General features: G+C 71.8%; 24 protein-coding genes and 1 pseudogene. 11 read left to right on the top strand and 14 right to left on the bottom strand.

The features are described from left to right. From AB0A61_RS25915 to AB0A61_RS25900, 4 genes are all read left to right on the top strand, one after another. A partial coding sequence (locus AB0A61_RS25915; RefSeq protein WP_361296740.1) for an ATP-binding cassette domain-containing protein occupies positions 1–936 on the top strand: 936 nt, incomplete at its 5' end. After that, positions 933–1787, top strand: a complete 855-nt coding sequence (locus tag AB0A61_RS25910) for an ECF transporter S component (protein WP_361296737.1) — start codon at positions 933–935, stop codon at positions 1785–1787. The genes AB0A61_RS25915 and AB0A61_RS25910, both read left to right, overlap by 4 nt. A gap of 349 nt (positions 1788–2136) precedes the next feature. After that, a complete protein-coding gene (locus AB0A61_RS25905) occupies positions 2137–2553 on the top strand; it encodes a transglycosylase SLT domain-containing protein (protein ID WP_361296734.1) in 417 nt (138 codons plus the stop codon). Between the two features lie 349 nt (positions 2554–2902). After that, positions 2903–3544, top strand: a complete 642-nt coding sequence (locus AB0A61_RS25900) for a YoaK family protein (RefSeq protein WP_361297057.1) — start codon at positions 2903–2905, stop codon at positions 3542–3544. Between the two features lie 126 nt (positions 3545–3670). Here the strand turns inward: AB0A61_RS25900 and AB0A61_RS25895 are convergent, their stop codons facing one another. Then, complete coding sequence (locus tag AB0A61_RS25895; protein WP_361296731.1) at positions 3671–4906, bottom strand: cytochrome P450; 1236 nt, start codon at positions 4904–4906, stop codon at positions 3671–3673. Between the two features lie 295 nt (positions 4907–5201). Between AB0A61_RS25895 and AB0A61_RS25890 the strand changes: the two genes are divergently transcribed. Continuing rightward, on the top strand, positions 5202–6371 hold the full coding sequence (locus tag AB0A61_RS25890) for a steroid 3-ketoacyl-CoA thiolase (RefSeq protein ID WP_361296728.1): 1170 nt from the start codon (positions 5202–5204) through the stop codon (positions 6369–6371). Here the strand turns inward: AB0A61_RS25890 and AB0A61_RS25885 are convergent. Next, positions 6355–6615: a DUF397 domain-containing protein gene (locus tag AB0A61_RS25885; RefSeq protein ID WP_361296725.1), complete on the bottom strand. Its 261-nt coding sequence runs from the start codon at positions 6613–6615 to the stop codon at positions 6355–6357. The two genes, AB0A61_RS25890 and AB0A61_RS25885, sit on opposite strands and share 17 nt — an antisense overlap. Then, on the bottom strand, positions 6596–7423 hold the full coding sequence (locus tag AB0A61_RS25880) for a helix-turn-helix transcriptional regulator (protein WP_361296722.1): 828 nt from the start codon (positions 7421–7423) through the stop codon (positions 6596–6598). Before AB0A61_RS25880 ends, AB0A61_RS25885 begins: the two co-directional genes overlap by 20 nt. A 91-nt stretch (positions 7424–7514) precedes the next feature. Here AB0A61_RS25880 and AB0A61_RS25875 point away from each other — a divergent pair, with 91 nt between their 5' ends. Next, complete coding sequence (locus AB0A61_RS25875) at positions 7515–7943, top strand: ATP-binding protein (RefSeq protein ID WP_361296719.1); 429 nt, start codon at positions 7515–7517, stop codon at positions 7941–7943. A gap of 36 nt (positions 7944–7979) precedes the next feature. Here AB0A61_RS25875 and AB0A61_RS25870 read toward each other — a convergent pair whose 3' ends face one another. Further along, positions 7980–10169, bottom strand: coding sequence for a bifunctional glycosyltransferase 87/phosphatase PAP2 family protein (locus AB0A61_RS25870; RefSeq protein WP_361296716.1), 2190 nt, complete (start codon positions 10167–10169; stop codon positions 7980–7982). A gap of 416 nt (positions 10170–10585) precedes the next feature. Between AB0A61_RS25870 and proP the strand changes: the two genes are divergently transcribed. Next, positions 10586–11959, top strand: coding sequence for a glycine betaine/L-proline transporter ProP (gene proP / locus AB0A61_RS25865; RefSeq protein WP_361296713.1), 1374 nt, complete (start codon positions 10586–10588; stop codon positions 11957–11959). A 166-nt stretch (positions 11960–12125) separates the two neighbouring features. Next, positions 12126–12797, top strand: coding sequence for an O-methyltransferase (locus tag AB0A61_RS25860; RefSeq protein WP_361296710.1), 672 nt, complete (start codon positions 12126–12128; stop codon positions 12795–12797). Positions 12798–12930: 133 nt separating this feature from the next. On the opposite strand, the gene AB0A61_RS25855 is transcribed toward AB0A61_RS25860, so the two are convergent. Further along, positions 12931–13323, bottom strand: coding sequence for a hypothetical protein (locus AB0A61_RS25855; protein ID WP_361296707.1), 393 nt, complete (start codon positions 13321–13323; stop codon positions 12931–12933). A gap of 145 nt (positions 13324–13468) precedes the next feature. Between AB0A61_RS25855 and AB0A61_RS25850 the strand changes: the two genes are divergently transcribed. After that, the gene (locus tag AB0A61_RS25850; protein WP_361296704.1) at positions 13469–13873 is read left to right on the top strand and encodes a DUF1992 domain-containing protein; all 405 of its coding nucleotides are present in this window, start codon (positions 13469–13471) and stop codon (positions 13871–13873) included. 28 nt (positions 13874–13901) lie between these two features. Here the strand turns inward: AB0A61_RS25850 and AB0A61_RS25845 are convergent, their stop codons facing one another. From AB0A61_RS25845 to AB0A61_RS25825, 5 genes are all read right to left on the bottom strand, one after another. Continuing rightward, on the bottom strand, positions 13902–14573 hold the full coding sequence (locus AB0A61_RS25845) for a hypothetical protein (RefSeq protein WP_361296701.1): 672 nt from the start codon (positions 14571–14573) through the stop codon (positions 13902–13904). Positions 14574–14578: 5 nt separating this feature from the next. Continuing rightward, positions 14579–15256: a hypothetical protein gene (locus AB0A61_RS25840; protein WP_361296698.1), complete on the bottom strand. Its 678-nt coding sequence runs from the start codon at positions 15254–15256 to the stop codon at positions 14579–14581. Positions 15257–15334: 78 nt separating this feature from the next. Further along, positions 15335–15742 carry a nuclear transport factor 2 family protein gene (locus AB0A61_RS25835; protein WP_361296695.1) on the bottom strand — a complete coding sequence of 136 codons (408 nt, stop codon included), beginning with the start codon at positions 15740–15742 and terminating at the stop codon, positions 15335–15337. Positions 15743–15825: 83 nt separating this feature from the next. Further along, the gene (locus AB0A61_RS25830) at positions 15826–16734 is read right to left on the bottom strand and encodes a YafY family protein (RefSeq protein ID WP_361296692.1); all 909 of its coding nucleotides are present in this window, start codon (positions 16732–16734) and stop codon (positions 15826–15828) included. Between the two features lie 25 nt (positions 16735–16759). Next, positions 16760–18457, bottom strand: a complete 1698-nt coding sequence (locus AB0A61_RS25825; protein WP_361296689.1) for a thiamine pyrophosphate-binding protein — start codon at positions 18455–18457, stop codon at positions 16760–16762. A gap of 385 nt (positions 18458–18842) precedes the next feature. Between AB0A61_RS25825 and AB0A61_RS25820 the strand changes: the two genes are divergently transcribed. Continuing rightward, on the top strand, positions 18843–19334 hold the full coding sequence (locus tag AB0A61_RS25820; protein WP_361296686.1) for a GNAT family N-acetyltransferase: 492 nt from the start codon (positions 18843–18845) through the stop codon (positions 19332–19334). A 34-nt stretch (positions 19335–19368) separates the two neighbouring features. Here AB0A61_RS25820 and AB0A61_RS25815 read toward each other — a convergent pair whose 3' ends face one another. Continuing rightward, on the bottom strand, positions 19369–21462 hold the full coding sequence (locus AB0A61_RS25815; protein WP_361296683.1) for a DHA2 family efflux MFS transporter permease subunit: 2094 nt from the start codon (positions 21460–21462) through the stop codon (positions 19369–19371). Positions 21463–22418: 956 nt separating this feature from the next. Here AB0A61_RS25815 and AB0A61_RS25810 point away from each other — a divergent pair. After that, entirely contained in the window at positions 22419–23153 is a 735-nt protein-coding gene (locus AB0A61_RS25810) for a peptidoglycan-binding domain-containing protein (protein WP_361296680.1), read from the top strand. Positions 23154–23220: 67 nt separating this feature from the next. Here the strand turns inward: AB0A61_RS25810 and AB0A61_RS25805 are convergent, their stop codons facing one another. From AB0A61_RS25805 to AB0A61_RS25795, 3 genes and pseudogenes are all read right to left on the bottom strand, one after another. Then, positions 23221–23880 carry an HAD-IA family hydrolase gene (locus tag AB0A61_RS25805; protein ID WP_361296677.1) on the bottom strand — a complete coding sequence of 220 codons (660 nt, stop codon included), beginning with the start codon at positions 23878–23880 and terminating at the stop codon, positions 23221–23223. A gap of 205 nt (positions 23881–24085) precedes the next feature. Beyond that, the gene (locus tag AB0A61_RS25800; protein ID WP_361296674.1) at positions 24086–24667 is read right to left on the bottom strand and encodes a TMEM165/GDT1 family protein; all 582 of its coding nucleotides are present in this window, start codon (positions 24665–24667) and stop codon (positions 24086–24088) included. A gap of 418 nt (positions 24668–25085) precedes the next feature. After that, a pseudogene (locus tag AB0A61_RS25795) lies at positions 25086–25169 on the bottom strand (transposase); the annotation flags it as partial.

Below are 25169 nucleotides of genomic sequence, written 5' to 3'. Positions count from 1 at the left end.
ACCACTCGTCCCGAGCCCACCGCTCCCCCCGCGCCCTCCCCCGCGGCTCCGCTTCCCGCACCCCGCCGCCCCGCCTCCCGCCTTCCCGCCTCCCGTCGGCGTCTGTTCCCGCTGCTCCCGCCGCTTCCGACGCTCCCGCGCAGGCGCGTCGACGCCACGGCCGTGGCCCGGCCCGTGGCGCCGCCGCAGGTGGCCGCCGTCGAGTCGCTCGCCGTCCGCCGTGCCGGGGTCCAGGCGCTGCGCCACGTCGACCTCACGGCCGCCCCCGGCGAGACGATCGCCGTCATGGGCCGCAACGGCGCCGGGAAGTCGACCCTCCTCGGCGCGCTCGCCGGGCTGGTCGAACCGTCCGCCGGGCGGGTCCGGGTCGGCGGGGCGGCCCCGCACCGCACCTCGCCCCGCGACCTGGTGCGCCGGGTGGGCCTCGTACCGCAGGAACCGCGCGATCTGCTGTACGCCGACACGGTCGCCGCCGAGTGCGCCGCGGCCGACCGGGACGCGCAGGCCGAACCCGGAACCTGCCGTGCGCTGGTGTCCGAGCTGCTGCCCGGCATCACCGGCGACACCCACCCCCGCGACCTGTCCGAGGGGCAACGGCTCGCGCTCGCCCTCGCCGTCGTGCTGACCGCCCGGCCGCCGTTGCTGCTCCTGGACGAGCCGACCCGCGGCCTCGACTACGCGGCGAAGGCCCGTCTGGTCGCCGTTCTGCGCGCCCTGGCTGCCGCGGGGCACACCATCGTGCTCGCCACGCACGACGTGGAGCTGGCCGCGGAACTCGCCCACCGGGTGGTCCTGCTGGCGGACGCCGAGGTGATCGCCGACGGTCCGACGGCCGACGTGGTCGTCTCCTCACCGTCGTTCGCGCCGCAGGTCACCAAGATCCTGGCCCCGCAGGAGTGGCTGACCGTCGCCCAGGTCCGCGAGGCCCTGGCATGACCGCTCCCCGGCACCCCCGGGCCCGAGCCGTCCCACACCCCCGGGCCCGGCCCGTCCGGCTCGGCCCACGTTCCCTCGTCGCCCTCCTCCTGGTGAGCGCCGTCGGTGTGGCCGCCTTCACCTGGCCCTTCCTCGCCCCGCCCGCCTCGCAACTCACCGCGCACGCGCAGGACGCCCCCTGGCTGTTCGCGGGCCTGCTCGTGCTCCTCGTGGCGGTGGTGGCGGCGGCGGTCTCCGAGTCCGGACTCGGCCCGAAGGCAGTCGCCATGCTCGGCGTGCTGGCCGCCACCGGCGCCGCCCTGCGCCCGATCGGGGCCGGGACCGCCGGCATCGAGCCGATGTTCTTCCTGATGGTGCTGAGCGGGCGTGTCCTTGGACCCGGCTTCGGATTCGTGCTCGGCTCGGTGACCATGTTCGCCTCGGCGCTGCTCACCGGCGGGGTGGGGCCCTGGATGCCGTTCCAGATGGTGGCCATGGGGTGGTTCACCCTGGGCGCGGGCCTGCTGCCCGGACCCGGCCGCCTGCGCGGCCGCGCCGAACTCGTGCTGCTGGCCCTCTACGGCTTCCTCGCCTCCTTCGCCTACGGCACCGTGATGAACCTCGCGGGCTGGCCCTTCATGGGCACGCTCGCCTCCTCCATCGCCTTCGATCCGCACGCCGCCGTCAGCGCCAACCTGGCCCGCTTCCTCGCCTACTGCGTGGCCACCTCGCTCGGCTGGGACCTGGGCCGGGCCGTCGTCACCGTCGCGCTGACCCTCGCGCTCGGCCCGGCCGTTCTCAGGGCACTGCGCCGCGCCACCCGCCGGGCGGCCTTCGAGACCCAGGTCACTTTCGAGGCCCCTCCGCCGTGAACCGCCGGTGACCCCTCGTGCGCGGTCCGCGAGGGGACCGGTGAAGCGGCCCACATGACGCGGATCACTTACGATGCCGGGTCGTAGCCCGGCCGAGGTGGCATGCACTCGTCATTACTCGCGCTGACCTGCACATTGAGATCCGCGTCACACGACCGACCTTCCTCGCAGATGCGACCACAACTAGTAAAAGGGGTGTTTGCGGACAGATTTCCCGGCTGCTTATCTGGTGACGTCGCCGGGCGCCGACGAGCCCCCCAGGGGCCGCGGCGCCGATGTACGCCCCCGCCGCGCCCCACGCGGTTCCGGGCCGCAGGCGACTCCCTGTCCCCAACGCAAGAGGTTCTCCGTGTCCGTCTCCTTCATCCGCCGCATCGCTTCCCCCAAGAAGGCCCTCACCACCGCCGCCGTGGCCGCCGCCACCGTCGGCATGGCCCTCACCTCGGCCCCCGCTCACGCGGCCACCGGCAACTCGGCCGCCGACGCGCAGGCGATCGCGCACAAGATGATCCCGGACGCCGCGCAGTTCAACGCCTTCAGCCACATCGTCGAGCGCGAGAGCGGCTGGAACATCAACGCCACCAACGCCTCGTCCGGCGCCTACGGCCTGGTCCAGGCCCTGCCCGCCTCCAAGATGGCCGCGGCCGGCTCCGACTGGAAGACCAACGCCGGGACCCAGATCAAGTGGGGCCTGGACTACATGAAGTCCCGCTACGGCAGCCCGGTCGGCGCCTGGAACTTCTGGCAGGCCAACGGCTGGTACTGAGTCGCCCCCCGGTGGCACGTACTCGGCGAGCCGCGCTCACGCCACACATATGGAGTGAGCCACCCTCAGCGACACATGGAGTGAGCCACCCTCGCGGCACACACATGAACTGAGCCACCCGCAGCGACACATGGAGTGAGCCACCTCACGGCACTCGTGAAGGCGGCGGCCCCCGATCCCCTGGGCCGCCGCCTTCGCCGTGTCCGCGCGCCCGTACGCCAACCGGTCTGCTTTGCTGGTGCCCGTGACAGCAGACCGGCGGCCGGAGCACCCCCGGCCGAGCGACCCGCGGTCGCAGGGCGCGCAGTCGCGGAACGCACCGCCGGAGGAGGACCCCGAAGCGCGCGGACTGCGCCTGGTGGCGGTGCTGTTGGGCCTGACGGTGGTCAGCGGGCTGATCGACGCGGTGAGCTATCTCGGCCTCGGTCACGTCTTCACCGCGAACATGACCGGCAACGTGGTCGTGCTGGGCTTCGCCGCCGCCGGCGCGCCGGGCTTCTCGGTACCGCACACGGCCACCTCCCTGGTGTCCTTCCTGGTGGGCGCCGCGGCCGGCGGCCGGGTCTCGGTCCGCTACGCCGGAGGGTCGCGCCGCACCTGGGCCCGGATGACCCTGGCCGCCGAGGCGTTGCTGGTCGGCGCCTGTGCCGCGATGGCCTTCGCCGCGCCGGGCACCACCGGCACGACGTACACGCTGATCGCCGTCACCGCCTTCGCGATGGGCCTGCGCAATGCCACGGTCCGCAAGTTGAGCGTGCCGGACATGACGACGACCGTCCTGACGATGACCCTGACCGGCCTGGCCTCCGACTCCCGTGTCGGCGGCGGTACGGGCCGGCGCTCCCCGCGGCGCACGGCCTCCGTCGTCGCGATGCCGGCGGGCGCCCTGCTGGGTGCCTGGCTGGTCGTCCACCGGGACCTGGGCACCCCGCTGCTGATCGCGGCCGTGGCGGCAGGCGTCCTGGCGGCGGTGACGTCGGGACGCGAGTGAGCCGCCGGGCGCCCGCCGGGTGAGGAACTGATCTCGGGGGAGGCAGGGGCGGGGCGTTGGGGTGGGGTTTGCTCCTGCCTCCCTCGGGACGGGCCGGCGGCACCGGGAGCCGCCGGCCCGGGCGCGTCAGGCCGTCGTGACCCGGAGCTCCTTCACCCCGTTGATCCACGCCGACCGCAGGCGTCGCGGATCGCCGGCCGGCCGCAGGTCCGGCATGGCGTCCGCGACCGCGTTGAAGATGAGGTCGATCTCCAGCACGGCCAGGGACTTGCCCAGGCAGTAGTGCGGGCCTCCGCCCCCGAACCCGAGGTGCGGATTGGGGTCGCGGGTGATGTCGAAGTCGTCCGGGTTCTCGAACACCTCCGGGTCGTGGTTGGCGGAGGAGTAGAAGAGGCCGAGCCGGTCGCCCTCGCGTATCCGCCTGCCGCCGAGTTCGGTGTCCTGGGTCGCCGTGCGCTGGAAGGACACCACCGGAGTCGCCCACCGCACGATCTCCTCGGCGGCGGTCGAGGGGCGCTCCCGCTTGTAGAGGTCCCACTGTCCGGGATGGGTGAGGAAGGCGTGCATGCCGTGGGTGATGGCGTTGCGCGTGGTCTCGTTGCCCGCGACCGACAGCATCAGTACGAAGAAGCCGAACTCGTCGGAGCCCAGATTGCCCTCGTCCTCGGCGGCCACCAGCGTGGTGACGATGTCCTGGGCGGGGCACTGCTTCCGCTCGGCGGCCATGTTCATGGCGTAGGCGATGAGTTCGGTGGCCGACTCGGCGCCGACCTCCTCGGTGATCGCGTACTCCGGGTCGTCGTAGGCGATCATCTTGTTGGACCAGTCGAAGATCTTGGCCCGGTCCTCCTGCGGGACGCCGATGAGTTCGGCGATGGCCTGCAGCGGCAGTTCGCAGGCGACCTGGGTGACGAAGTCGAAGGGGCCGGACTGGGCGCGGGCGCCCTCGACTATGGCGTGCGCCCGGGCGCGCAGCCGTTCCTGCAGGGCGCGGATGGCGCGCGGGGTGAAGCCGCGCTGCACGATCTGCCGGACCCGGGTGTGCTCGGGCGGGTCCATGTTGAGCAGGATCAGCCGCTGGGCGTCGATCGCGTCGCGCTCTATGTGCTCGTTGAAGCGGATGATGGCGGTGTTGAGGCGGGAGGAGAAGAGTTCGGGGTGCGTGGAGACGTACCTGACGTCCGCGTGCCGGGTGACCGCCCAGTAGCCGTCGTCGGCGAAGCCGGCCAGACCGTGCGGCTGGGCGATCCAGTGGACCGGTTCGGCCCTGCGCAGCTCGGCGAACTCCGGGAGCGGCACACGGTCGTGCAGCAGGTCGGGGTCGGTGAAGTCGAACCCGTCGGGCAGCGCTGGACAGGGCATGGCGACCCACTCCCACCATTCTGACGACCCATCAGCAATTGCCGTGAAGGTAGTAACGGGTTCTACAAGTGGCAAGGGGCGCGACACCCCCAATTGCGTGCGAAATTCGTGCAGATCCGCAGATCAAGACTTCGAGCGCTGCACGACTCTTGCGGTGGTGGACACGCTGTCAGCAGACTGCACATAGAACTAGAACGCGTACTAGTTCTGCGTGGCGGGTGGCCGGGACGCCCGCGCCGCGCGGGTTGACCGGGCCTGATCCGCCGGACAGGCCCCAGGGAGAGGACGCACCCCCATGGCCGCGGAACCCGTGATAGTCGAAGCCGTACGCACCCCGATCGGCAAGCGCGGCGGCGCGCTCGCCAATCTGCACCCCGCCTATCTCCTGGGCGAGACCTACCGTGAACTCCTCGGCCGCACCGGCATCCCCGCCGACTGCGTCGAGCAGATCGTCGGCGGTACGGTGACGCACGCCGGCGAGCAGTCCATGAACCCCGCGCGCACGGCCTGGCTGACCATGGGGCTGCCCTACGAGACGGCCGCGACGACCGTCGACTGCCAGTGCGGCTCCTCGCAGCAGGCGAGCCACATGACGGCCAACATGATCGCGGCGGGTGTCATCGACGTCGGCATCTCGTGCGGGGTCGAGGCGATGTCCCGGGTACCGCTGGGTTCCGGCTCCAGGCACGGCCCGGGCAGGCCCTTCCCCGACGAGTGGAACGTCGACCTCCCCAACCAGTTCGAGGCGGCCGAGCGCATCGCCCGGCACCGCGGGCTGGCCCGGGAGAACGTCGACGCGCTGGGCCTGGTCTCCCAGGAGCGCGCGGCCGTCGCCTGGTCGGAGGAGCGCTTCAAGCGGGAGACCTTCGCCGTCCAGGTGCCCACCACGGAGGAGGAGCAGCGGGCGGGTCAGGGCATGTGGCGGCTGGTGGACCGCGACGAGGGCCTGCGCGACACCTCCATGGAGGCGCTGTCCCGCCTGAAGCCGGTGATGCCGACGGCGGTGCACACCGCGGGCAACTCCTCACAGATCTCGGACGGCGCGGCGGCCCTCATGTGGGCGTCCAAACGCATGGCCCGCGCGCTGAAGCTCAGGCCCCGGGCGCGGATCGTCGCCCAGGCCCTGGTCGGCGCCGACCCGCACTTCCACCTCGACGGCCCCATCGACGCGACGAAGGCGGTGCTGGGCAAGGCGGGTATGTCGTTGAAGGACATCGACCTCGTGGAGATCAACGAAGCCTTCGCGTCCGTGGTGTTGAGCTGGGCCCAGGTCTTCGAACAGGACCTGGAGAAGGTCAACGTGAACGGCGGGGCGATCGCGCTGGGCCATCCGGTCGGGGCGACCGGCGCTCGGCTCATCACGACCGCCCTGCACGAACTGGAGCGCGCGGACAAGGAGTTCGCACTCATCACGATGTGCGCCGGTGGCGGGCTGGCCACCGGGACGATCATTCAGCGGCTGTAGCTGCCGCCCAGGAGACGAACGCCGAGAAGGCCGCGGGCACGAGGGTGACCATCGGGCCCGCGGGGTTCTTGGAGTCGCGTATGGCTACGGCGGCGCAGGGGAGTTCGGCGACCTCGATGCAGTTGCCGCCCTGGTCGCTGCTGTACGAGGACTTGTGCCACGCGAGCCCGCCAAGCGGCGCGCACTCGACACATTCACCGCCCTGGTCGCTGCTGTAGCTGGACTTACGCCAGTTGCTCCCCATAGCGGTCCTCCATCACGCGCCGGATCAACTCCGCCGAGTCCCTGAGGGACAGCGCGGCGGCCCGCAGATGATCGTATCGGAGCGAGCAGTCCTTGACTGTGTCCGGGTTCGCCGTCGGGTGCCCGCTGCCGTACCCCTCGGTGTAGACAATGGTCGGGTCGCCCTGGAACCGGAAGAGGGTGAATGAGCCCGTCAGTCCCGCATGCGCCCCTGCCGAGAACGGCAGCACCTGGATGTTGATCCTGGGGTTGGTCGCGAAGGTCAACAGGTGTGCCAGTTGCCCCCGCATCGTGTCCCGTGTGCCGATTACCTGTTCCAGCGCGGCCTCGCTCAGGACCATCCAGAACACCGGCGGCTGAACCTTCTCGATGATCCGTTGACGGGCCAGTCGTACGGTGGTGCGGTCGTCGAGGTCACTCGCGTCCAGCGCGCCGAGCACGGCACGCACGTATTCCGGTGTCTGCAGCAGGCCATGCACCATACCCATCTGAAAGGTGCAGATCTCGGTTGCCCGCGCTTCAAGCTCGGCCACCTGCTGAAACCAAGCCGGAAGTTGGCTCCGCATCACCAACCCGACCAGCCGGGACAGTAACCCGCCCGTGCCCAGCGCAGCGTCCACCCGCTCGCTGAACTCCTGTGTCGGCAGCTTCCTGGCCGTCTCGATCTGCCCGACCAGCGACCCGGTGTAGTTGATGATGTCCCCGAGCTGCCGCTGGGTCAGCCCGGCGGCTTCCCGGTGCCGGCGCAGTTCGAAGCCGTAGTAGTCGAGCGGCGAGGCGCCCGGGTCGAGGGTGTTGATGTGAGTCACGCACAGCCCCTCTCATGCAACTCCGCCCACTGCGGAACGTGTTGTGTCCGATCCGTAGCCGAGGGTAGTCACCCCAGGCCAGCCTCGTGGTGTGAACGACTACTTTCCCTCCGTCCTCACCGGCCCCCGCCCCGCCCAGTACCGCATGACCCTCACCGTCGGTGAGCACTCCGCCGGTCACATCCGCCGCATCGTCCGCTCCTGCCTCAGCGAATGGAAACTCGCGGAGCTCACGGACCCGGTGGAGCTGGCCGTGACCGAGCTGGTCGCCAACGTCGTACGCCATGTCCCGGACCGGCGCTGCACGCTGCTGGTGGTGCGGCAGACGGCGGGGGTGCGGGTGGAGGTGACGGACGGTTCGCCCCGGCTCCCCGCGACGCCTGCCGAGGTGTCGTCGGAGGCGGAGTGCGGCCGTGGGCTGCTGCTGCTCGACGCGGTGGTCGACAGGTGGGGCGTGGACCCGCGGCCCGCGGGCGGAAAGACCGTCTGGTTCGAATGCGGCGACGGCGGCTTACAGTGAGGGGCTTCTGCAGCCGCTGAACGTTTCCGCCCGAGCTCACGTCTTTCCATGGTGATTCCAGCCGAACAGACCCTCGACCAGCCGTCCCGTACGCCCGAGCCCCAGAATCACATCCTCCGCCCGGTGTACGACCGGCACCGCGTCCCGGTCCTGGCCACCCTCGCCACGCTCCCGCTCTACGCGGTCTGGTGGGCGTTCCTGGCCACCGGCGGCGGCGACCTCGCCGCGCAGGAGGCGTGGGCCGGGTTCGTCGCGCGGGCCCTGGAGGAGGTACGTCAGGCCGAAGCCCGCGCCGACCACCACCGCCCCGCCCACCGCGTCCAGCACCCAGTGGTTGGCCGTCGCCACGATCGCGGAGACGGTGAACAGCGGATGCAGCAGGCCCAGGGCCTTCATCCACCACTTCGGCGCCACCACGGCGATCACGATCCCGCACCACAGGGACCAGCCGAAGTGCAGGGACGGCATGGCGGCGTACTGGTTGGTGACCGCGGTCATCGCGCCGTAGCCGGGCCTGGCGAAGTCCTGCGCGCCGTGCACCGTGTCGATGAAGCCGAAGCCCGGCATGAGGCGGGGCGGGGCCAGCGGGTACAGCCAGAAGCCGAGCAGGCCGAGGAGGGTGGCGAAGCCCAGGGCGGTGCGCGCCCACCGGTAGTCCACCGGGCGCCGGGCGTAGAGGACGGCGAGGATCGTCAGGGGCATCACGAAGTGGAACGACTCGTAGTAGAAGCCCAGGAAGTGCCGCAGCCACGGCAGCTTCACCACCGCGTGGTTGGCCCAGTGCTCGATGTCGATGGACAGCGCCCTCTCGATGGAGTGGATCTCGTGGCCGTGTGCCTCGGCGGTCGCCCGGTCCCCCTTGGCGGCCAGCCGCACCGAGGAGTAGAGGGCGTACGTCACGCGGATCAGAAGGAGTTCGAGCAGCAGGTTCGGGCGGGTGAGGACCCGGCGCAGGAACGGGGCCGGCGGCAGGTGCCGCAGGCGGCCCGGCGCCGGTGCCGCGTACTCCGTCGGGATGGGGACCTGGTAGTACTGCGCGGTGCGGGACAGGAACGGCACGGCCGTCGCCGCGGCGAGCGCCGCCAGCAGGACGACGTTGTCCCGCAGCGGGTGCATGACCGGCACGTTCGGCAGCATCATCTTCGCCGGGAGCGTCATCACCAGGACCACGGCGACCGGCCACACGTACCGGTCGGAGGCGCGGTTGCCGACCCGGCCGACGACCGCGAGCAGCACCCACAGCAGCTGGTGCTGCCAGGCGGTGGGCGACACGGCGACGGCGGTGCAGCCGGTGATCGCGACGGCGAGCAGCAGCTGTCCGTCGCGGGCGTAGCGCACGGCCCTGCGCAGGCCGAGCGCGGCGACGGCGGCGCCGAGCGCGAGGAAGAGGGATATCTCCGCGGGGCCGGTGAGGCCGAACCGGAGCAGGGCGCCGTGCAGTGACTGGTTGGCGAGCCCGTCGGCCCGGCCGCCGAGTCCGGCGCCCGCCATGTGGTGCACCCAGTAGGTGCGGGAGTCGTGCGGCAGCGCGGCCCAGGCGAGGGCGGTGCACACGGCGAAGGTGGTGCCGGTGGTCAGGGCGGCGCGGCGGCGGTCGGTGAACCACAGCAGCGGCATGAACAGGAGCACGGTGGGCTGCAGGGCGGCCGCGAGTCCGACCAGGGCGCCGCCGGTCCGCTGCCCGCGCACCACGAAGAGCCCGAGGAGCACCAGCAGCACGGGGATGATGCTGGTCTGGCCCAGCCAGAGCGTGTTGCGCACCGGCAGCGACAGCACGAGCAGGCTGATCGCGACGGGTGCCGCCAGCAGCGAGGTGCGGCGGCCGGTGGGCTGCGGCAGGGCGCGGGCGGCGATCAGGCCGAGCGCCACCACCAGCAGCAGCGTGCCGAAGATCCAGCCCCAGCCGAGGGCCTGCTGGGCGGCCTTGGTCAGCGGTCTGAGGACGAGGCCGCTGAACGGGGTGCCGGTGAACCGCGTCGAGTCGTACAGCGACCCCTTGACGTGCAGGACGCCGTTCGGTCCGACCCAGGTCTCCAGGTCCGTCAGCCGGTCCGCGCGCGGGGTGGCGAGGACCACGGCCACCTGCCGTACGGCGAGGACCACGGCGATCAGCCACAGGCCCAGCCGGGCCGCGCGCAGGCGGGCCCTCGTCGTGTCGTCGGCCGCGGGTCCGAACACCCCCGCGGGCGCCCCCGCCGCCTGCCCGCTGTGCTCCGCATTCGCCACGCCGCGTCGGCCTCCCGCCCCGTGAATCCCCCGCGTCCCGTGCGCGGGGTCACTCGCGAACCCATCGGGCTCGCACCGCCTCCGGAGAGAGACGCAGGCAACCCCCGCTTCACCTGTCGTCCGCTCGCCTTTTGTCCGGAAGACGACAGTCCGGGGGTGGGGCGGTTGCGCCGCGCGAGGGCGAGAAGGATCACAGCGCGAAGCGGAGGTAGGCGCTCCGAGGCATGCGTACGTGCCTGGACAGCGGGCATTTAGATGCAGCACGCATCTACTTGTGCACCGTACGTAAGGGGGTCAAACCCCCGTATGGTCGTTTTTCGGCCCGGCCGTGGAGGCGGGTCACTTTTCGGCCCGCTCGTCAGCGCCGTCGCGCGGGTCGCGTCCCTGTCCCCGTCGAAAGGTAGGCGAGCGAACCCTTGTCGGCTGCCACCGTCACCGCTCCCCCGTACACATCCGTCCCCAGGACCCCCGACGCCACCGTCACCGACCCCGCCCTGGTCAGGCGCGCCGTGAAGGCGGCCGCGCTGGGCAACGCCATGGAATGGTTCGACTTCGGTGTCTACAGCTACATCGCGGTGACCCTGGGCAAGGTCTTCTTCCCCTCCGGCAACCCGACGGCACAGCTGCTGTCCACCTTCGGGGCCTTCGCCGCGGCCTTCGTCGTCCGCCCGCTCGGCGGCCTGGTCTTCGGCCCGCTCGGCGACCGCGTCGGACGCCAGAAGGTCCTGGCCGTCACCATGATCATGATGGCTGTGGGCACCTTCGCGATCGGCCTGATCCCGTCGTACGCGACGATCGGCACGGGGGCCCCGCTGCTCCTGCTGCTGGCCCGGCTGGTGCAGGGCTTCTCCACCGGTGGTGAGTACGCGGGCGCGACCACCTTCATCGCCGAGTACGCGCCGGACAGGAAGCGCGGCTTCCTCGGCAGCTGGCTGGAGTTCGGCACGCTCGCCGGTTACATCGGCGGCGCGGGCCTGGTCACCCTGATGACGGCCCTGCTGTCCCCGCACGACCTGACGTCCTGGGGCTGGCGGATCCCGTTCCTGATCGCGGGCCCCATGGGCATCATCGGCCTGTACCTGCGGATGCGCCTGGAGGAGACCCCGGCGTTCGCGGCCGAGGTCGAGAAGGCGGAGTCGAGCCGGCCGAAGGTGCCGCTGCGCGAGATGATCACCGGTCAGTGGAAGGCGCTGCTGCTGTGCATGGGCCTGGTGCTGGTCTTCAACGTCACCGACTACATGCTGCTGTCGTACATGCCGAGCTACCTGACCAGTGAGCTCAAGTACGACGAGACGCACGGCCTGCTCGTGGTGCTCGGCGTGATGGCCCTGATGATGATCGTGCAGCCCTTCGCCGGCGCGCTGTCCGACCGGGTCGGCCGCCGTCCGGTGATCGCGGCGGGCTGCGCGGGCTTCCTCTTCCTGTCGGTCCCGGCGCTGCTGCTGATCCGCCAGGGCAGCCTGGCGGCGGTCGCGCTGGGCATGGGCGCCCTGGGCCTGCTGCTGGTCTGCTTCACCGCCGCGATGCCGTCGGCGCTCCCGGCCCTGTTCCCGACCCGGGTCCGCTACGGCTCCCTGTCGATCGGCTTCAACATCTCGGTGTCGCTGTTCGGCGGCACGACCCCGCTCGTGGTCACCGCGCTGATCGGCGCGACCGGCAACATGATGATGCCCGCGTACTACATGATGGCGGCCTCCGTGATCGGCGGCGCGGCGGTCTGGTTCATCGCGGAGTCGGCGGGCCGCCCCCTGCCGGGCTCGGCACCGTCGGTCGAGCGCGCCGGGCACTGAGACCGGCGCCCACCGGTCCCGGCCGGGCCCGCTCCGCGGGTTCGGCCGGAACGAGTCCGCGCTTCGCCCGATCAACTGAAATACCCTGACAGCACCCGCACGCCGGGCTATATTCGTTAGCGCAGCTAGTTAGAGCATCTAACTAGGCATACGAAAGGCTTGGTGCATGAGCGACTCGCAGCTCTGGGACGACGTCGACGCCTACCTCACCGCTCTGCTCTCCCCGGAGGACGAAGCGCTGCAGGCCGCGCTGCGCGACAGTGACGCGGAAGGCCTGCCGCACATCCAGGTCGCAGCGAATCAGGGCAAGCTGCTGCAGCTCCTCGCCCAGCTCCAGGGCGCCCGCACCATCCTGGAGATCGGCACCCTCGGCGGCTACAGCACCATCTGGCTCGCCCGCGCGCTCCCCTCCGACGGCCGCCTGATCAGCCTGGAGTACGACGCCCATCACGCCGACGTGGCCCGCCGCAACCTCGCGCGGGCGGGCCTGGAGCGGATCACCGAGGTGCGGGTGGGCCCGGCCCTGGAGTCGCTGCCCAAGCTCGCCGACGAGAACCCGCCGCCGTTCGACCTGGTCTTCATCGACGCCGACAAGGCCAACAACCCGCACTACGTGGAGTGGGCCCTCAGGCTGACCAGTACGGGCAGCATGATCATCGTGGACAACGTCGTGCGCAGCGGCCAGGTGACCGACGCGGGGAGCACCGATCCGAGCGTGCGGGGCACCCGGGCCGCGCTCGAGTTCATCGCCGGGCACCCGAGGCTGGAGGGCACGGCGATCCAGACGGTGGGCAGCAAGGGGTACGACGGCTTCGCGCTGGCTCGGGTCCTGGGGTAGAGCCGGGCTCGGCCGCCGGTCCTGGGTAGGGCCGGGCTCGGCCGCCGGTCCTGGGTAGGGCCGGGCTCGGCCGCCGGTCCTGGGTAGGGCCGGGCTCGGCCGCCGGTCCTGGCGCGGCGCCGGGCCCCGGCCGTCACACCTCGTGGTAGAAGCCGACGTTGATGCTGCGCGGGCTCGTGCGGTCCTGGACGACGATCTCACCGGAGCCGCCGCGCGGCAGCGGGACGGTCCCGCCGTAGGCGAGGGGCTGGGCGTACTCGCCGATCGTCAGGCGGACCTCGGAGGACGGGTCCGGCTGGGAGCCGCGCAGCCAGGTGACCTGCCAGGTGCCGTCGGCTCCGCACTGGAACTCCAGGTGCACCCGGGAGACGAACAGCCAGTCGTCGGGCGTCACCAGGCGGCACACGGCCCGGTCCCGGCCCACCCGCAGCACGGCTCCCGGGGTGCTGGGCGCGTCGGCCATGAGCATGCCGGCCGTGGCGCCCGCATCCGTACCGGAGACGAATGCCATGGTGAGTTCGAGCACGTGTGCTCCTTCTGCGAAGTCCGGGTACGGCCGGAAAGGGCTTGGGCGGTCGCCGGGTTGAGCCGGCCTGGGGCGGCCGCCGGATCGGGCCACCGCCGCCGCATGATAAATCGCCCGGTGGGGTCGTGTCCGGCACAATGAACTCATGACCGAGCGAAAGCCACCCGGTGTGCCGTTCGAGTCCTGGGTCGACAAGCAGATCCGCGATGCGCAGGCGCGCGGCGAGTTCGACCGGTTGCCGGGCGCGGGCAAGCCGCTGCCGGGCGACACCGTGTACGAGGAACTGTGGTGGGTCAAACGGAAGATGGCCCGCGAGGGCCTGTCGGTGCTGCCGCCGACACTGGCGCTGCGCAAGGAGGCGGAGGACGCCCTGGCGGCGGCCTACGCGGCCCCCTCCGAAGGGATCGTCCGGAAGATCATCAAGGACATCAACAGCAAGATCCTCGACATGATGCTCAAGCCGCCGCCCGGCCCTCCGCTCGGTCTCAAGCGGTACGACGTCGAGGAGGTCGTCCGCGAGTGGCGGGAGCGCCGGACGGCGGCCAGGTAGGGGTACCGGGTCGATCAGTACCGGGGAGTCAGATGTCCAGCAGGCGGTCCGCCAGCTCCCGGTAGTCCCGCAGGGCCAGCCGGAGTTGCTCGGTGTCGGTGCTGGTCGCGGGCTTCGCCTCGTCGGTGGACTGCCACGACGTGCGCAGCGTACGGCGCCGCCGCTCGACGGCCTCCGTGAAACGGGAGGTGAGCTCCTCCACCACCCGGTCCGCCTCCTCCACCGCGTCCCGGGGCGCGTCGACGAACCCGGTGACGGCGCCCCGCAACCGCGCCTCGAACTTGCTGCACTCGTCGCGCGACAGCAGCAGGGGGGACGGGGCGTCCGTGCGGGTCCCGGTGCCGGTGGCGTCCTGCCCAGGGGGCCCGGGCACGGCGGCCGACCCCGCGGTGCCGTGCGGGTCCGCCCCGGTCTCCCCTGATCCCGCGGTGTCAGGGATCCGCGCCGGGTCCGCTTCGCCGCCGGGCACGGGAGCACGGCCGGGCACCGGGTCACGCCCGGTCGTCCCGCCGCCGGGCGCCGTGCCGAGCCCGGCCGCGGCCTCGGGCCCCTCCGCCGCCTCACGACCGGCAGCCGTCTCCCGGGCCGCGACCGTCTCCCGGTCCGCCCCCGGCACACGGTCGTCGCCGGTGCGCCGGGCCGTCATCGGCTCCTCACCCGGTACGCGTTCGGTGCCCTTCTCCGGTGTCATGTCCGCCATGGCGGTCAACTCTCCTTCGTCTGGTGCCGGTTGAGGGCCCAAGGCAGGCGGGCGCGGCCGTTGCCGGTGCGCGGCGGGGTGTGCCGGTGGTGCGTGCCGCCGACGCGGCGGCCGGAGCCGTGCTGCGTCGAGGTCATCAGGTCCTCGAAGAGGGCACGGGCCGCCACCAGGGACTCGCGCAGTTCCTCGGTACCGGCCCGGCTCTCCGGCGCACCGTTCACCGGTGCGTGGGCCGCGCGGTGCACTCGCCGGTAGCCGTGCACATGGTGCCCGTGGTGTACCGACAGCGCGTCGAGCTGCTCCTCGTACTGCCCGCCGTCCGGGAAGCCCCGCTTGGCGGCCAGCTCGGCGAGCAGCCGGTCCGCGTCGGCCACCGCCTCCTCGGGCGAGTCGACGAACCGCTCCTGCACGGCGGTCCAGCGCGCCTCGAACCGCTCGCGCTCGGCCGGCTCCAACGGCCGCTCCCGCAGGTCGCCGTGGCGTTCCAGCCGGGTGGCGAGCTCCCGCTCGGCGGCCTTGGTGTCGCCGCCGTGCCGGGCCACGGTCCGGTCGTACTCGGGTCCGAAACGCCGCTTCAGCCCCGGTCCGCCGAGCGGGCCGCGGGCACGCAGGGTCAGGGCGGCCGCCACCACGACGACGACCGCCAGTATCACGATCAGAGCGATGATCAGGCCTGTGGACATGGGTGCCTTCCGGGTCTGACCGGCCCAACCGGCCGGTTCCCCCATCGGATTGCCCGGAAGTCACCCGGCAAACGGCGCTCAGTCCGCGAAGCGGCGCAGCCCCGTCACCGACCACACGGTCGCGATGCGCCCGTCCACCACTTCGAACAGGTCGATGCCGCTCTTCTGCACACCGTCCGGGAGTGTGACGTACAAGCAGGAGGCGACCCGGCCCAGTCCACCGTCGACCGCCGGGGTGCCCTCGACGGCGTACCGCAGACCGGGCGTTGCGTCGCGGAAGGCGGAGATGAGATCGACGATGCCCTGCGGGCCGTGCACATCGTCGGTCTCCGCCGCCCGGTCGGGGGCGTTGCCGAAGCGGATCCGGAAGTCAGGGGCGAGAAATTCCTCCGGATCGCTGAAGTCGCCGTTCCACAGGGCGGTCCAGCGTTCGAAGAGGGCGATGCCCGCCGCAGGGGTGAGGGTGCCGGTCTTCACGAGCGTCATGTGCGCGTGCCTTTCTCAGTACGTGTCGGGAACGGGCACCAGCCTCCGCCGCCCGCGCGACACCCCCCTGTCGGTGATTGGCGTCACATGTGGAGCTCGCCGAGCGGCACCAGATCCGCGCCCAGCGTGTCGAGCGCGGCCAGGTCGACGGCGCGCTCGGGGGCCCGTTCGTCGAGTGCCTCGACCGCCCGCACCCGGTCCAGGCGGAATCCGCGCGGCGCCCCGCGCAGCCGGCACCAGGCCGCCAGGTACCAGTGCTCGTCCCCGCCGAGGAAGCCGAGCGGTTCCACGTCCCGGGCGGTGACGGCACCCTGGGCGTCGGCGTACTCCAGGCGCAGCACCCGGCCGGCCGACAGCGCCTGCCGCAGCGGCGCGGAGACCGGAGGCTCGGCGGGCCGAGCGGCCCGGGCGGCCGGCACGAGCAGCTGGACGCGCCCCGCCATCTCGGCAGCCGCCGCCCGCTCCCGGCCCGGCATCACCGCGAGTACCTTGTGCAGCGCGGTGCGCGCGTCGGCGTCGAACGGCGTCCCGGCCAGGGCGTGCAGCCCCACCGCGAGTGCCGTCGCCTCGGCCGGAGTGATCGTGAGCGGCGGCAGCGTGTGCTCCTTGTCGAGGACATAGCCGCCGGTACGCCCGGGCTCGGCGTGGATCGGCACCCCGGACTGCTGGAGCGCCGCCAGGTCCCGCTCGACGGTACGGACGCTGACCTCGAATCGCCGGGCGAGGGTACGCGCGCTACGCGGCCGGGGCGCGGCGGCGCGCAACTCCTCGACGAGGGCGTACAGACGGTCGGTGCGGTTCATGACCACCAGTCTTCCGAAAACCATCCGCACCGGGCACACCGATTCCGGCCCGGCCGCGGCCCGCTCGCCGCCTCCCGTTGTCCCGGCCGGCACGAGGTACAGGCGGTACTGGAGCATCTTGAGCTTGCGTTCGACGGCTCGGGTGATCTGGCCGAGGTCCGCTGCGAGGTTGCCCAGTTCCCGCTTCACGAGCGACCGCACTCCTTCTTGCGGGTTACAGGAGCTGGGCGCCGTCGCGGTGATGCGGGCCGCGGGGGCCGTAGTCGATGTCGGCGCCGTGGTTGCTGCTGGCTGCGATCGGGGCGGGGATGTCGTGGGGGTCCATGACCGACTCGATGAAGATCATCGTGTCGTTGGGTGCGCTCATGGCCTTCCGCAGGTCGTCGGGGGTCCTGACGACGAACGAGCGCGCCGTGGTGTTCGGGCACAGCACCTTGGGCAGGTCCGCGTAGGCCCAGGTGGCGATGTCGTTGTAGCGCTCGTCCCGACCGAGGTAGCCGCGCTCGATGGTGTATCCGCCGTTGTTGATCAGCAGAACCACCGGCTTGTGGTCGTGCCGCATGATGGTCGACAGTTCCTGCGCGGCCTCCTGGAAGGAGCCGTCGCCCACGAACAGCAGGTGGCGGCGCTCCGGTGCAGCGGTCAGCGTGCCGAGCAGCGCCCCGACCGAGAAGCCGATCGAACCCCAGTTGACCGAGCCGACGAACGTGCAACCCTCCGGCAGTTCGACGCCGAACAGCGCGTACGAGGTGCCGTTGTCGACCAGGAGCACGTCGCCGGGCCTGACGTACTCCTGCACCGCCTTCCAGTAGGCCGTCTGGGTGAGCTTCGCGGAGCCGTCTGCCGCAGGCGGCTTGGGCGCCGCGGGCTTGCGGATGGTGCGCTCGGCGACCGGCGAGACGGCGTCGATGACACCGCGCAGCACGTCCTTGAGGATCACCGCCTGGAAGTTCGCGACCCCGACGTCGGCCGAGTGGCTGCGCAGGCGGATGGTCTCGGCGGGCAGCTCGGCCGAGAAGTCGCCGGAGGTCACCTCGATCGGCCGATAGCCGATGGTCAGCAGGCGCTCGCTGCCCTCGACCGCCTCGATTGTCTCCGGCGCACTCGCCTTGCCGTTGTAAATGCCCACGTAGTTGGGCAAGGTCTCGGTGATCACCGCCTTGGCAGTGCTGCACACCGCGATCGGCAGCCTCAGCTTCTCGGCCAGCTCCATCACCTCCGCCGCGACGCCGAACCGGCTGACGTCCAGGTCCACCAGGATCGCCGCCGACTTCGCCTCGGACAGGAAGCTCGCGACCGCGGCGACACAGGAGCGCAGCCGCTCGGGATCGCTCGGCGGCTGCTCGAGTGGCAGCGGTTCGGCCGGGACCTCGATCTCCAGGTAGGCGATGTCGGAGGGCACCTCCATGTAGACCGGGAGCTTCTCCCGCCACGCGGTCAGGATCAACCGGTCGATCTCCATCGCCGCATTGCGCGGAGTCAGCCTGACCTGAGCCACCGTAACCTGCGAGAAGGCGTTGAGGAAACGGTCCCAGGTGCCGTCGGCCATCGTGTGGTGCATGCCCAGATTCCGCTCGATCGACCTGAGCGGGATCGATCCGCAGATGGCGATGACCGGGACGTGCTCGGCGTAGCAGCCGGCGACCCCGTTGATCGCGCTCATCGCGCCCACGGCGTTGGTGACCATGAACGCGCCCATGCCCTTGAGCCGCGCGTATCCGTCAGCCGCGTAGGACGCGTTGAGCTCGTTGCAGTTGCCGACCCACTCCATCGTGCCGCCATCGTGCATCTGCTGGAGCAGTTCGAGGTTGTAGTCACCCGGGACGCCGAACACGTGGCCGATCCCGGCTTCCGCCATGCGGCGGAGCAGGAAGTCGCCGATCGTCATCCGTTTGGTCTGAGACGAAGACATCGCAGTGTCCTCCTGATCGAAAAGGTCATGATGAGGCCGGCCACGCCCCCTGGTTCGCGATCAGCGGGTACTCATCCGTGACGTGTCCTTCAGACAGTCGGCCGACGGCTTTCCCATACTCCCCGCCGTGCCAAGCCGACGCGCGCGGACCAATCCGGCGCCTCCAGCCGCATCCTCTCCCGCGCCGCTCTCTGCGCATCGGTCAACCCACCGCCTTGCGCGCACCTCATAGTTGCCCGCTACACAACTCCGGTGAAGGATCAAACAAATCAACGCGACGGCGGAGCGTCGTCCCGCTGTTCGCATACGGCCGCCGACGATTCTTCGACAGCCTCACGCATATTCGTTTGCGGAAGGTGAGTTCACCGCCCCGACAATGTCGTCCATGGCCTGGACCGTCGCCCCCGAACCCTACGACTCCCCCGAAGCCGCCGCCCTCTGGCGGGCGTACTACACGGAGGTCAGCGACCGCTGGTACCTGCTGCACGAGGGGCGTCGCACGGACCCCGGTGAGCTGGAGCGGGAGATCGCCGCGCAGCCGGGCGCCGATCTCGTCCCGCCCGGTGGCCGGTTGCTGCTCGCGCGGTACGGCGGCGAGCCGGCCGGCACCGCGGGGGTACGGCTGCTGGACGCGTCGACCGCCGAACTCACGCGGGTCTTTCTGTGCGAGCACACACGCGGCAAGGGGGGTGCCGCGCTCCTGGTGGCGGCGGCCGAGGACGCGGCCCGTGACCTGGGCGCCCGGCGGATGGTCCTGGACACCCGCAGTGACCTCGTCGAGGCGCGGGCCCTGTACGCGCGGCTCGGCTACACGGAGAACGAGCGGCACAACGACTCCCCGTACGCCGAGCACTGGTTCAGCAAGCGGCTGGACTGACGCGGGACGGGCGCCCCGGGCGGGGAGCGGGCGGTCAGGGCCGGCGCGTCACCGCCCGCTCGTCCTGCGGCTGTTCGGCGTCGGACCCGCACAGCTCGCCGGTCAGCTCCTTCACCAGCTGGACCAGGTCGGTGGGCCGGTCGGGGCCCCACCAGTCGCCGAGCAGCTCGGTGAGGGACTCCTCGCGGGCCTGCGCCAGCCGCTCGGCGACCTCCCGGCCCTCGTCCGTCAGCCTGAGGTCCAGCCCCTCGCGCTCCACGAGCCGCCGCTCCTCGAGCTGGCGGGCGGCCTCCATGACGACGTGGAAGGGGATGGGTCCGCGCTCCTCCAGCACGCCCGGCTCCACCCAGCCGTACTTCTTGATGCGCAGCAGCAGCCAGCTCGCCCCGGGCAGCAGGTCGTAGCCCGCCCGTTCGGTGATCTCGCGGTAGACCTCGCGCCGCCCCTCGCGGGTGCCCAGCACGGACAGCGCACGGCACACCTCGTCGTACGACGACCGCTGGACCGGGTTGGTGGCCAGCGTCTGCGTGCCGTCGGGCGCCGTGACGGAGCCGCGCAGCTTGTCCTCCTTCAGGAACCAGGACAGTACGAAGCCGAGCAGGGCGACGGGAGCGGCGTAGAGGAACACGTCGGTGATGGAGGTGGCGTACGCGTGCAGGACCGCCGGGCGCAGCGTCGGCGGCAGGTTGACGATGCCGCGCGGGTCGGACTTCAGGGCGCCTGCCGAGGTGCCGGGCGGCAGCCCGGTGCCCCGGAGGACGGCGGACAGCTGGTCGCCGAGGCGGCCGGCGAAGACCGTGCCGAAGATGGCCACGCCGAAGGAGGCGCCGATGGAGCGGAAGAAGGTGGCGCCCGAGGTGGCGACTCCCAGGTCCTCGTAGCTGACGGCGTTCTGCACGATGAGGACCAGTACCTGCATGACCAGGCCGAGGCCCAGGCCGAAGACGAAGAAGCAGCCGCTCATCACGGCGGTGGAGCTGTGCTCGTCCAGCCGGTGGAGCAGCAGCAGGCCGATGGTGGTCACGGCGGTGCCCGCGATGGGGAACACCTTCCAGCGGCCGGTGCGGCTGACGATCTGCCCGGAGCCGGTGGACGCCAGCAGCATGCCGATCACCATCGGCAGCATGTGCACGCCGGACAGCGTCGGTGACACGCCGTGGACGACCTGGAGGAACGTGGGCAGGTAGGTCAGCGCGCCGAACATCGCGAAGCCGACGATGAAGCTGATGACCGCCGAGAGGGCGAACGTACGGACCCGGAACAGTTTCAGGGGCAGCACGGGTTCGGCCGCCCTGCGCTCCACGGCCACGAACGCGACCGCGAGGACCACGCCGAGGACCAGGAGGCAGATGATCTGGGGCGAGCCCCAGGCCCAGGTGGTGCCGCCGAGCGAGGCGACCAGCACCAGGCAGGTGGCGACCGAGGCGATGAGGAAGGTGCCGAGGTAGTCGATGACGTGCTTCTGCGCCTTGCGCGGGATGTGCAGGGCGGCCGCGATCACGGCGAGGGCGACGACGCCGACGGGCAGGTTGACGTAGAACACCCAGCGCCAGCTCAGATGCTGGGTGAACAGCCCGCCGAGCAGCGGCCCGAGCACGCTCGTCGCCCCGAACACACCACCGAACAGCCCCTGGTAGCGGCCGCGTTCGCGGGGCGAGACCACATCGCCGACGATCGCCATCGACAGCACCATCAGCCCGCCGCCGCCCAGGCCCTGCAGGGCCCGGAAGGCGATCAGCTCGGGCATGTTCTGCGCCATGCCGCACAGCGCGGAGCCGATCAGGAAGATCACGATCGCGGTCTGGAACAGCTTCTTGCGCCCGTACTGGTCACCCAGCTTGCCCCACAGCGGAGTCGCCGCGGTCGAGGCCAGCAGGTAGGCGGTGACCACCCAGGACAGGTGTTCCAGGCCGCCGAGGTCGCTGACGATGGTGGGCAGCGCGGTCGACACGATCGTCTGGTCGAGCGCCGCCAGCAGCATGCCCAGGAGCAGCGCGCCGATCGAGACGAGGACGTTGCCGGAGACGTGCTCGGCGACGGCGCCGCCGTGCTGCGGCGGCGCGGACGAGGGTGGCGCGTCCCGCACGTCGCCCGTCATCCCCGTCGTGGCTGGCTCATCCCCGGCCATGGAGACCTCCCGAGGCTCTCGTGACTCTCCCATCGTCATCGGTGTGACCAGTTATGGCCTGTTGAGTCCCGTTGGAGGCGGCCATTCCGGGGGCTTCGAGGAGATGCTGTGGCGACGATCTGCATAATTTCCGGAGTTCGACGGGAGGGGACCGACGCGTGGAAGAGCCGAGGGGGCACGTCTGCCCGGAGTGCGGGACGCCCCGGGGAGCGGACAACACCCCGGCGTGCGCCTGCGGGCCACGGGCGGCCGACGCCCTGCGCGACGCACGAACGGCCGAGGCGGCCGCAGCGGAGGACTTCGACCCGCTGCGGATCCGGCCATACGTCGACATCGAGGCAACGGGGACGGGGGCCGACGGGGCCCCGGGCACGGCACCAGGGACGGGGCCGGGTCCGGCCGCGGGGGAGGCAGTGGGAGCGCGGCCCGGTGCGGCCCCGACGGAGGCGGTAGGAGCGCGGCCCGGTGCGGCCCCGACGGAGGCGGTAGGAGCGCGGCCCGGTGCGGCCCCGACGGAGGCGGTAGGAGCGGAGCCGAGGGCAGCGGCCGCGGAAGCGGGGCCCGCCGCGACCGCAGGCGCAGGCGCAGGGCCCGCCGCGACCGCAGGCGCAGGCGCAGGGCCCGCCGCGACCGCAGGCGCAGGGGCAGGCGCAGGCGCAGGGGCAGGCGCAGGGGCAGGGCCCGGCCTCTCGCGAGCAGCGGCGGAGGGGGAGACCCGGCAGCCGGGGCGGCCTGTACGACAGGCGGCGGGGCCGACCGCAGCAAACCCACCCACGACAGCCCAACAGCACCCGCAAGACCAAACCCAGCAACTGCCGACCACAACAGCCCAGCAGCACCCCCAAGACCAAACCCAGCAGCTGCCGACCACAGCACCCCAACACCACCCGGCGGCCGGCACCCCGCAACCGCCTCCCACCGACGCTCAACATCCCTTGGAGGGGGAGACCCGGCCGTTGCCGACGGCCGGCTCCACGCCGCCGGCGCGCATTCCCCCGGCAGCGCAGGCGGGCGGGCCGAGCCCCGTCGACCTCACCCTGTTCGAGCCGGGGACCGGGGCTCCCGCGGCCCCGCCCGCCGACGGCATCAGGCCGCGCCGGTCCCGTCGTACCGCCCTGCTCGCCATGTCGGGAGCCGCCGTCGCGGTCGTGGCGGCGGCCGGGCTGGCGAGCGGGCTGTTCTCCTACCGTCCGCCGACGCGGGACGGTGCCGCGCCACAGGACGTACGGGAGAGCGTGCCGGACGTGCCCACGAGCACGCCCCCGTCGTCCTCGCCGTCGGATGTCACGCCGTCGTCCGCGCCACCGACGTCCGCGCGCCCGTCACCGTCGGTCAGCGCGAGCCCGTCAGCGTCCGCGTCGCCCTCGGCGTCGAGCGCCTCGCCGTCACCGTCCGCGTCCGGGGCGGCGTCGGCCGAGCCGACGCAGACCGCGACGACCGTCCGCGCCAGCGCCACGGCGGCGCCCGCGCCCGTCCTGCGCCGCGGCGACCAGGGCCCGGACGTCACCGAACTGCAGTTGCGGCTGGGCCAGTTGCACCTCTACGTCGGCAAGGCCGACGGCGCCTATGACCAAGAGGTCGAGAACTCCGTACGCACCTATCAGCGGGCCCGCGGCATCAGCGCGGACGAGCTGGGCGTCTACGGTCCGGCCACCCGGGCAAGCCTGGAGGCGGAGACGTCGCAGCCCTGAGCCGTGCGGATCGGCCCGCCGTACGGCGGGCCCAGGGGGTGTCCCCAGGCATCCCTGGGGACATCTCCTAGCCGATGTACAACGAAATCGTCCCGTCCCCGGCGGCCTCCACCCGCACCTGCGTCAGGTCGGGCACCACCACGTCCGGCCGGAAGGTCCCGGCGCGGGGGCCGACGCCGACCACCCGCATGCCCGCGGCGCGCCCCGCCGCGATACCCGCCCCGGAGTCCTCGAAGACCACGCAGTCGGCGGGCGCGACGCCCAGTTCGGCGGCGCCCTTCAGGAAGCCCTCCGGGTCCGGCTTGCTCGCGCCGACGGACTCGGCGGTGATGCGGACGTCGGGCAGCGGGAGACCGGCGGCGGCCATGCGGGCGGTGGACAGGCCGACGTCGGCCGAGGTCACCAGGGCGTGCGGCAGCCCCCGCAGCGAGGCGAGGAACTGCGGCGCCCCGGGGACCGCGACGACCCCGTCCATGTCCGAGGTCTCCGCGGCGAGCAGGCGCGCGTTGTCGGCGAGGTTCTGCTCGGCCGGCCGGTGCGGCAGCAGCAGGGCCATCGAGGCGTGTCCCTGACGCCCGGGCACCACCTTCATCACCTCGTCGCCGTCCAGCCCGTGCCGGTCGGCCCAGCGGCGCCAGATCCGCTCCACGACGGCGTCCGAATTGACGAGGGTGCCGTCCATGTCCAGCAGGAGGGCGCGGGCGGTGAGCACGGTGGTGGCCGTCATCGGCAGCTCCAAGGCGCGGGCGGAGGGGAGGCGTACGGGTTCGTACGACGGGCCCGGGCAGGTTGGTACGCCTGGCCCGGGGAGGGACAAGGCGGCCCCGCCCGCCGGTCAGGGGAAGCGGGCGGGAGCCACTTTGTTCCTTCACGGTACAAAACCATCGGGCATCCCGCCACCTCCCCCCTCAAGGCTTCACCTGCCGTTCAGCTCAGCCCGCCACCGCCTCCCACAGGCCCCACGCCCCGAGCACCAGCATCAGGGCCGCCGCGATCTTGGTGATCAGCCCCAGCGGAACCCGCCTCATCAGCGCCTTTCCGCCGACGATGCCGAGCCCGGCCACCGCCCACAGACCCAGCACCGCGCCGAGGCCGACCGCCAGCGGATCGTCGTAGCGGGCCGCCAGGTTCGCCGTCATGATCTGGGTGAGGTCGCCGAACTCGGCGACGAGGATGAGCATGAACCCGGTCCCGGCGACCTTCCAGAACGACTGGTCCTCGGGCCTGCGGATCTCCTCCTCGCCGTCGTCCTTCTTCAGCAGCAGCACCGCCGCGCCGCCCAGGAAGAGCACACCCGTCAACGCGTGCACGATCCGCTGCGGCAGCAGCGTCAGCGCACTGCCGGCCGCGACGGCGAGCACTACGTGCAGCAGGAAGGCCGCGGCGACACCGGCGAAGACGTACGAGGCGCGGTACCGCGCGCCCAGGACGAGCCCCGCGAGTGCCGTCTTGTCCGGCAGTTCGGCGAGGAAGACGACGCCGAAGACGAGCGCCAGGACACTGAAGCTGATCACGATCCCTCAATCGGTCGGGCTGCCCCACCGAGAGTGCTTGCGACATGCGATGCGACACCTCGGCACGGCAGCACACGGGTCACCCGTGCCGTACGGCACGGGTGTGCACTGCTTGCCGAAGGTCTCGCCGGCCGACCCCTCGATCGAGGCCTGCCTCCGGGCGCCGGCTCAGGCGGGCTGAGCAGTGTGTCGACGGTCCGGCGAAGAGCTACTCCCCTTCTGCGCCGTCCATGGTACGTGACGACGCGCATCCGCCCCGGGGGACGGGACCGACGTCACATCCGTCACCGAGTTCCACCGCAGCCCTTGTTGTGTCATGTACGCGCCATTAGCTTCTTACCGCACACTCACCTCCTGGGAACACGGCGCCGCGAGCATTCCCCTGCTCGCGAACCAACACCCCACATCTAGTGCCGCATCAGGCAACGTTCGCCTTCTTCACGACCTCGCGGAGGCGTTCGTCGGCGGCGTGTTTGTTCCGCCAGATGATGTAGCGGCGGAT

Origin of the sequence: Streptomyces sp. NPDC046197 (assembly GCF_040646295.1) — a bacterium.
GTDB lineage: Bacteria > Actinomycetota > Actinomycetes > Streptomycetales > Streptomycetaceae > Streptomyces.
This window is presented reverse-complemented; position numbering and strand designations above follow the sequence as displayed.

Coding starts and splice junctions, on each gene's coding strand:
- AB0A61_RS25840 (WP_361296698.1), bottom strand. CDS start 15,256: ATGTCCACAGGCCTGATCATCGCTCTGATCGTGATACTGGCGGTCGTC.
- AB0A61_RS25910 (WP_361296737.1), top strand. CDS start 933: ATGACCGCTCCCCGGCACCCCCGGGCCCGAGCCGTCCCACACCCCCGG.
- AB0A61_RS25850 (WP_361296704.1), top strand. CDS start 13,469: ATGACCGAGCGAAAGCCACCCGGTGTGCCGTTCGAGTCCTGGGTCGAC.
- AB0A61_RS25890 (WP_361296728.1), top strand. CDS start 5,202: ATGGCCGCGGAACCCGTGATAGTCGAAGCCGTACGCACCCCGATCGGC.
- AB0A61_RS25885 (WP_361296725.1), bottom strand. CDS start 6,615: ATGGGGAGCAACTGGCGTAAGTCCAGCTACAGCAGCGACCAGGGCGGT.
- AB0A61_RS25845 (WP_361296701.1), bottom strand. CDS start 14,573: ATGGCGGACATGACACCGGAGAAGGGCACCGAACGCGTACCGGGTGAG.
- AB0A61_RS25820 (WP_361296686.1), top strand. CDS start 18,843: ATGGCCTGGACCGTCGCCCCCGAACCCTACGACTCCCCCGAAGCCGCC.
- AB0A61_RS25805 (WP_361296677.1), bottom strand. CDS start 23,880: ATGACGGCCACCACCGTGCTCACCGCCCGCGCCCTCCTGCTGGACATG.
- AB0A61_RS25835 (WP_361296695.1), bottom strand. CDS start 15,742: ATGACGCTCGTGAAGACCGGCACCCTCACCCCTGCGGCGGGCATCGCC.
- AB0A61_RS25825 (WP_361296689.1), bottom strand. CDS start 18,457: ATGTCTTCGTCTCAGACCAAACGGATGACGATCGGCGACTTCCTGCTC.
- AB0A61_RS25895 (WP_361296731.1), bottom strand. CDS start 4,906: ATGCCCTGTCCAGCGCTGCCCGACGGGTTCGACTTCACCGACCCCGAC.
- AB0A61_RS25860 (WP_361296710.1), top strand. CDS start 12,126: ATGAGCGACTCGCAGCTCTGGGACGACGTCGACGCCTACCTCACCGCT.
- AB0A61_RS25815 (WP_361296683.1), bottom strand. CDS start 21,462: ATGGCCGGGGATGAGCCAGCCACGACGGGGATGACGGGCGACGTGCGG.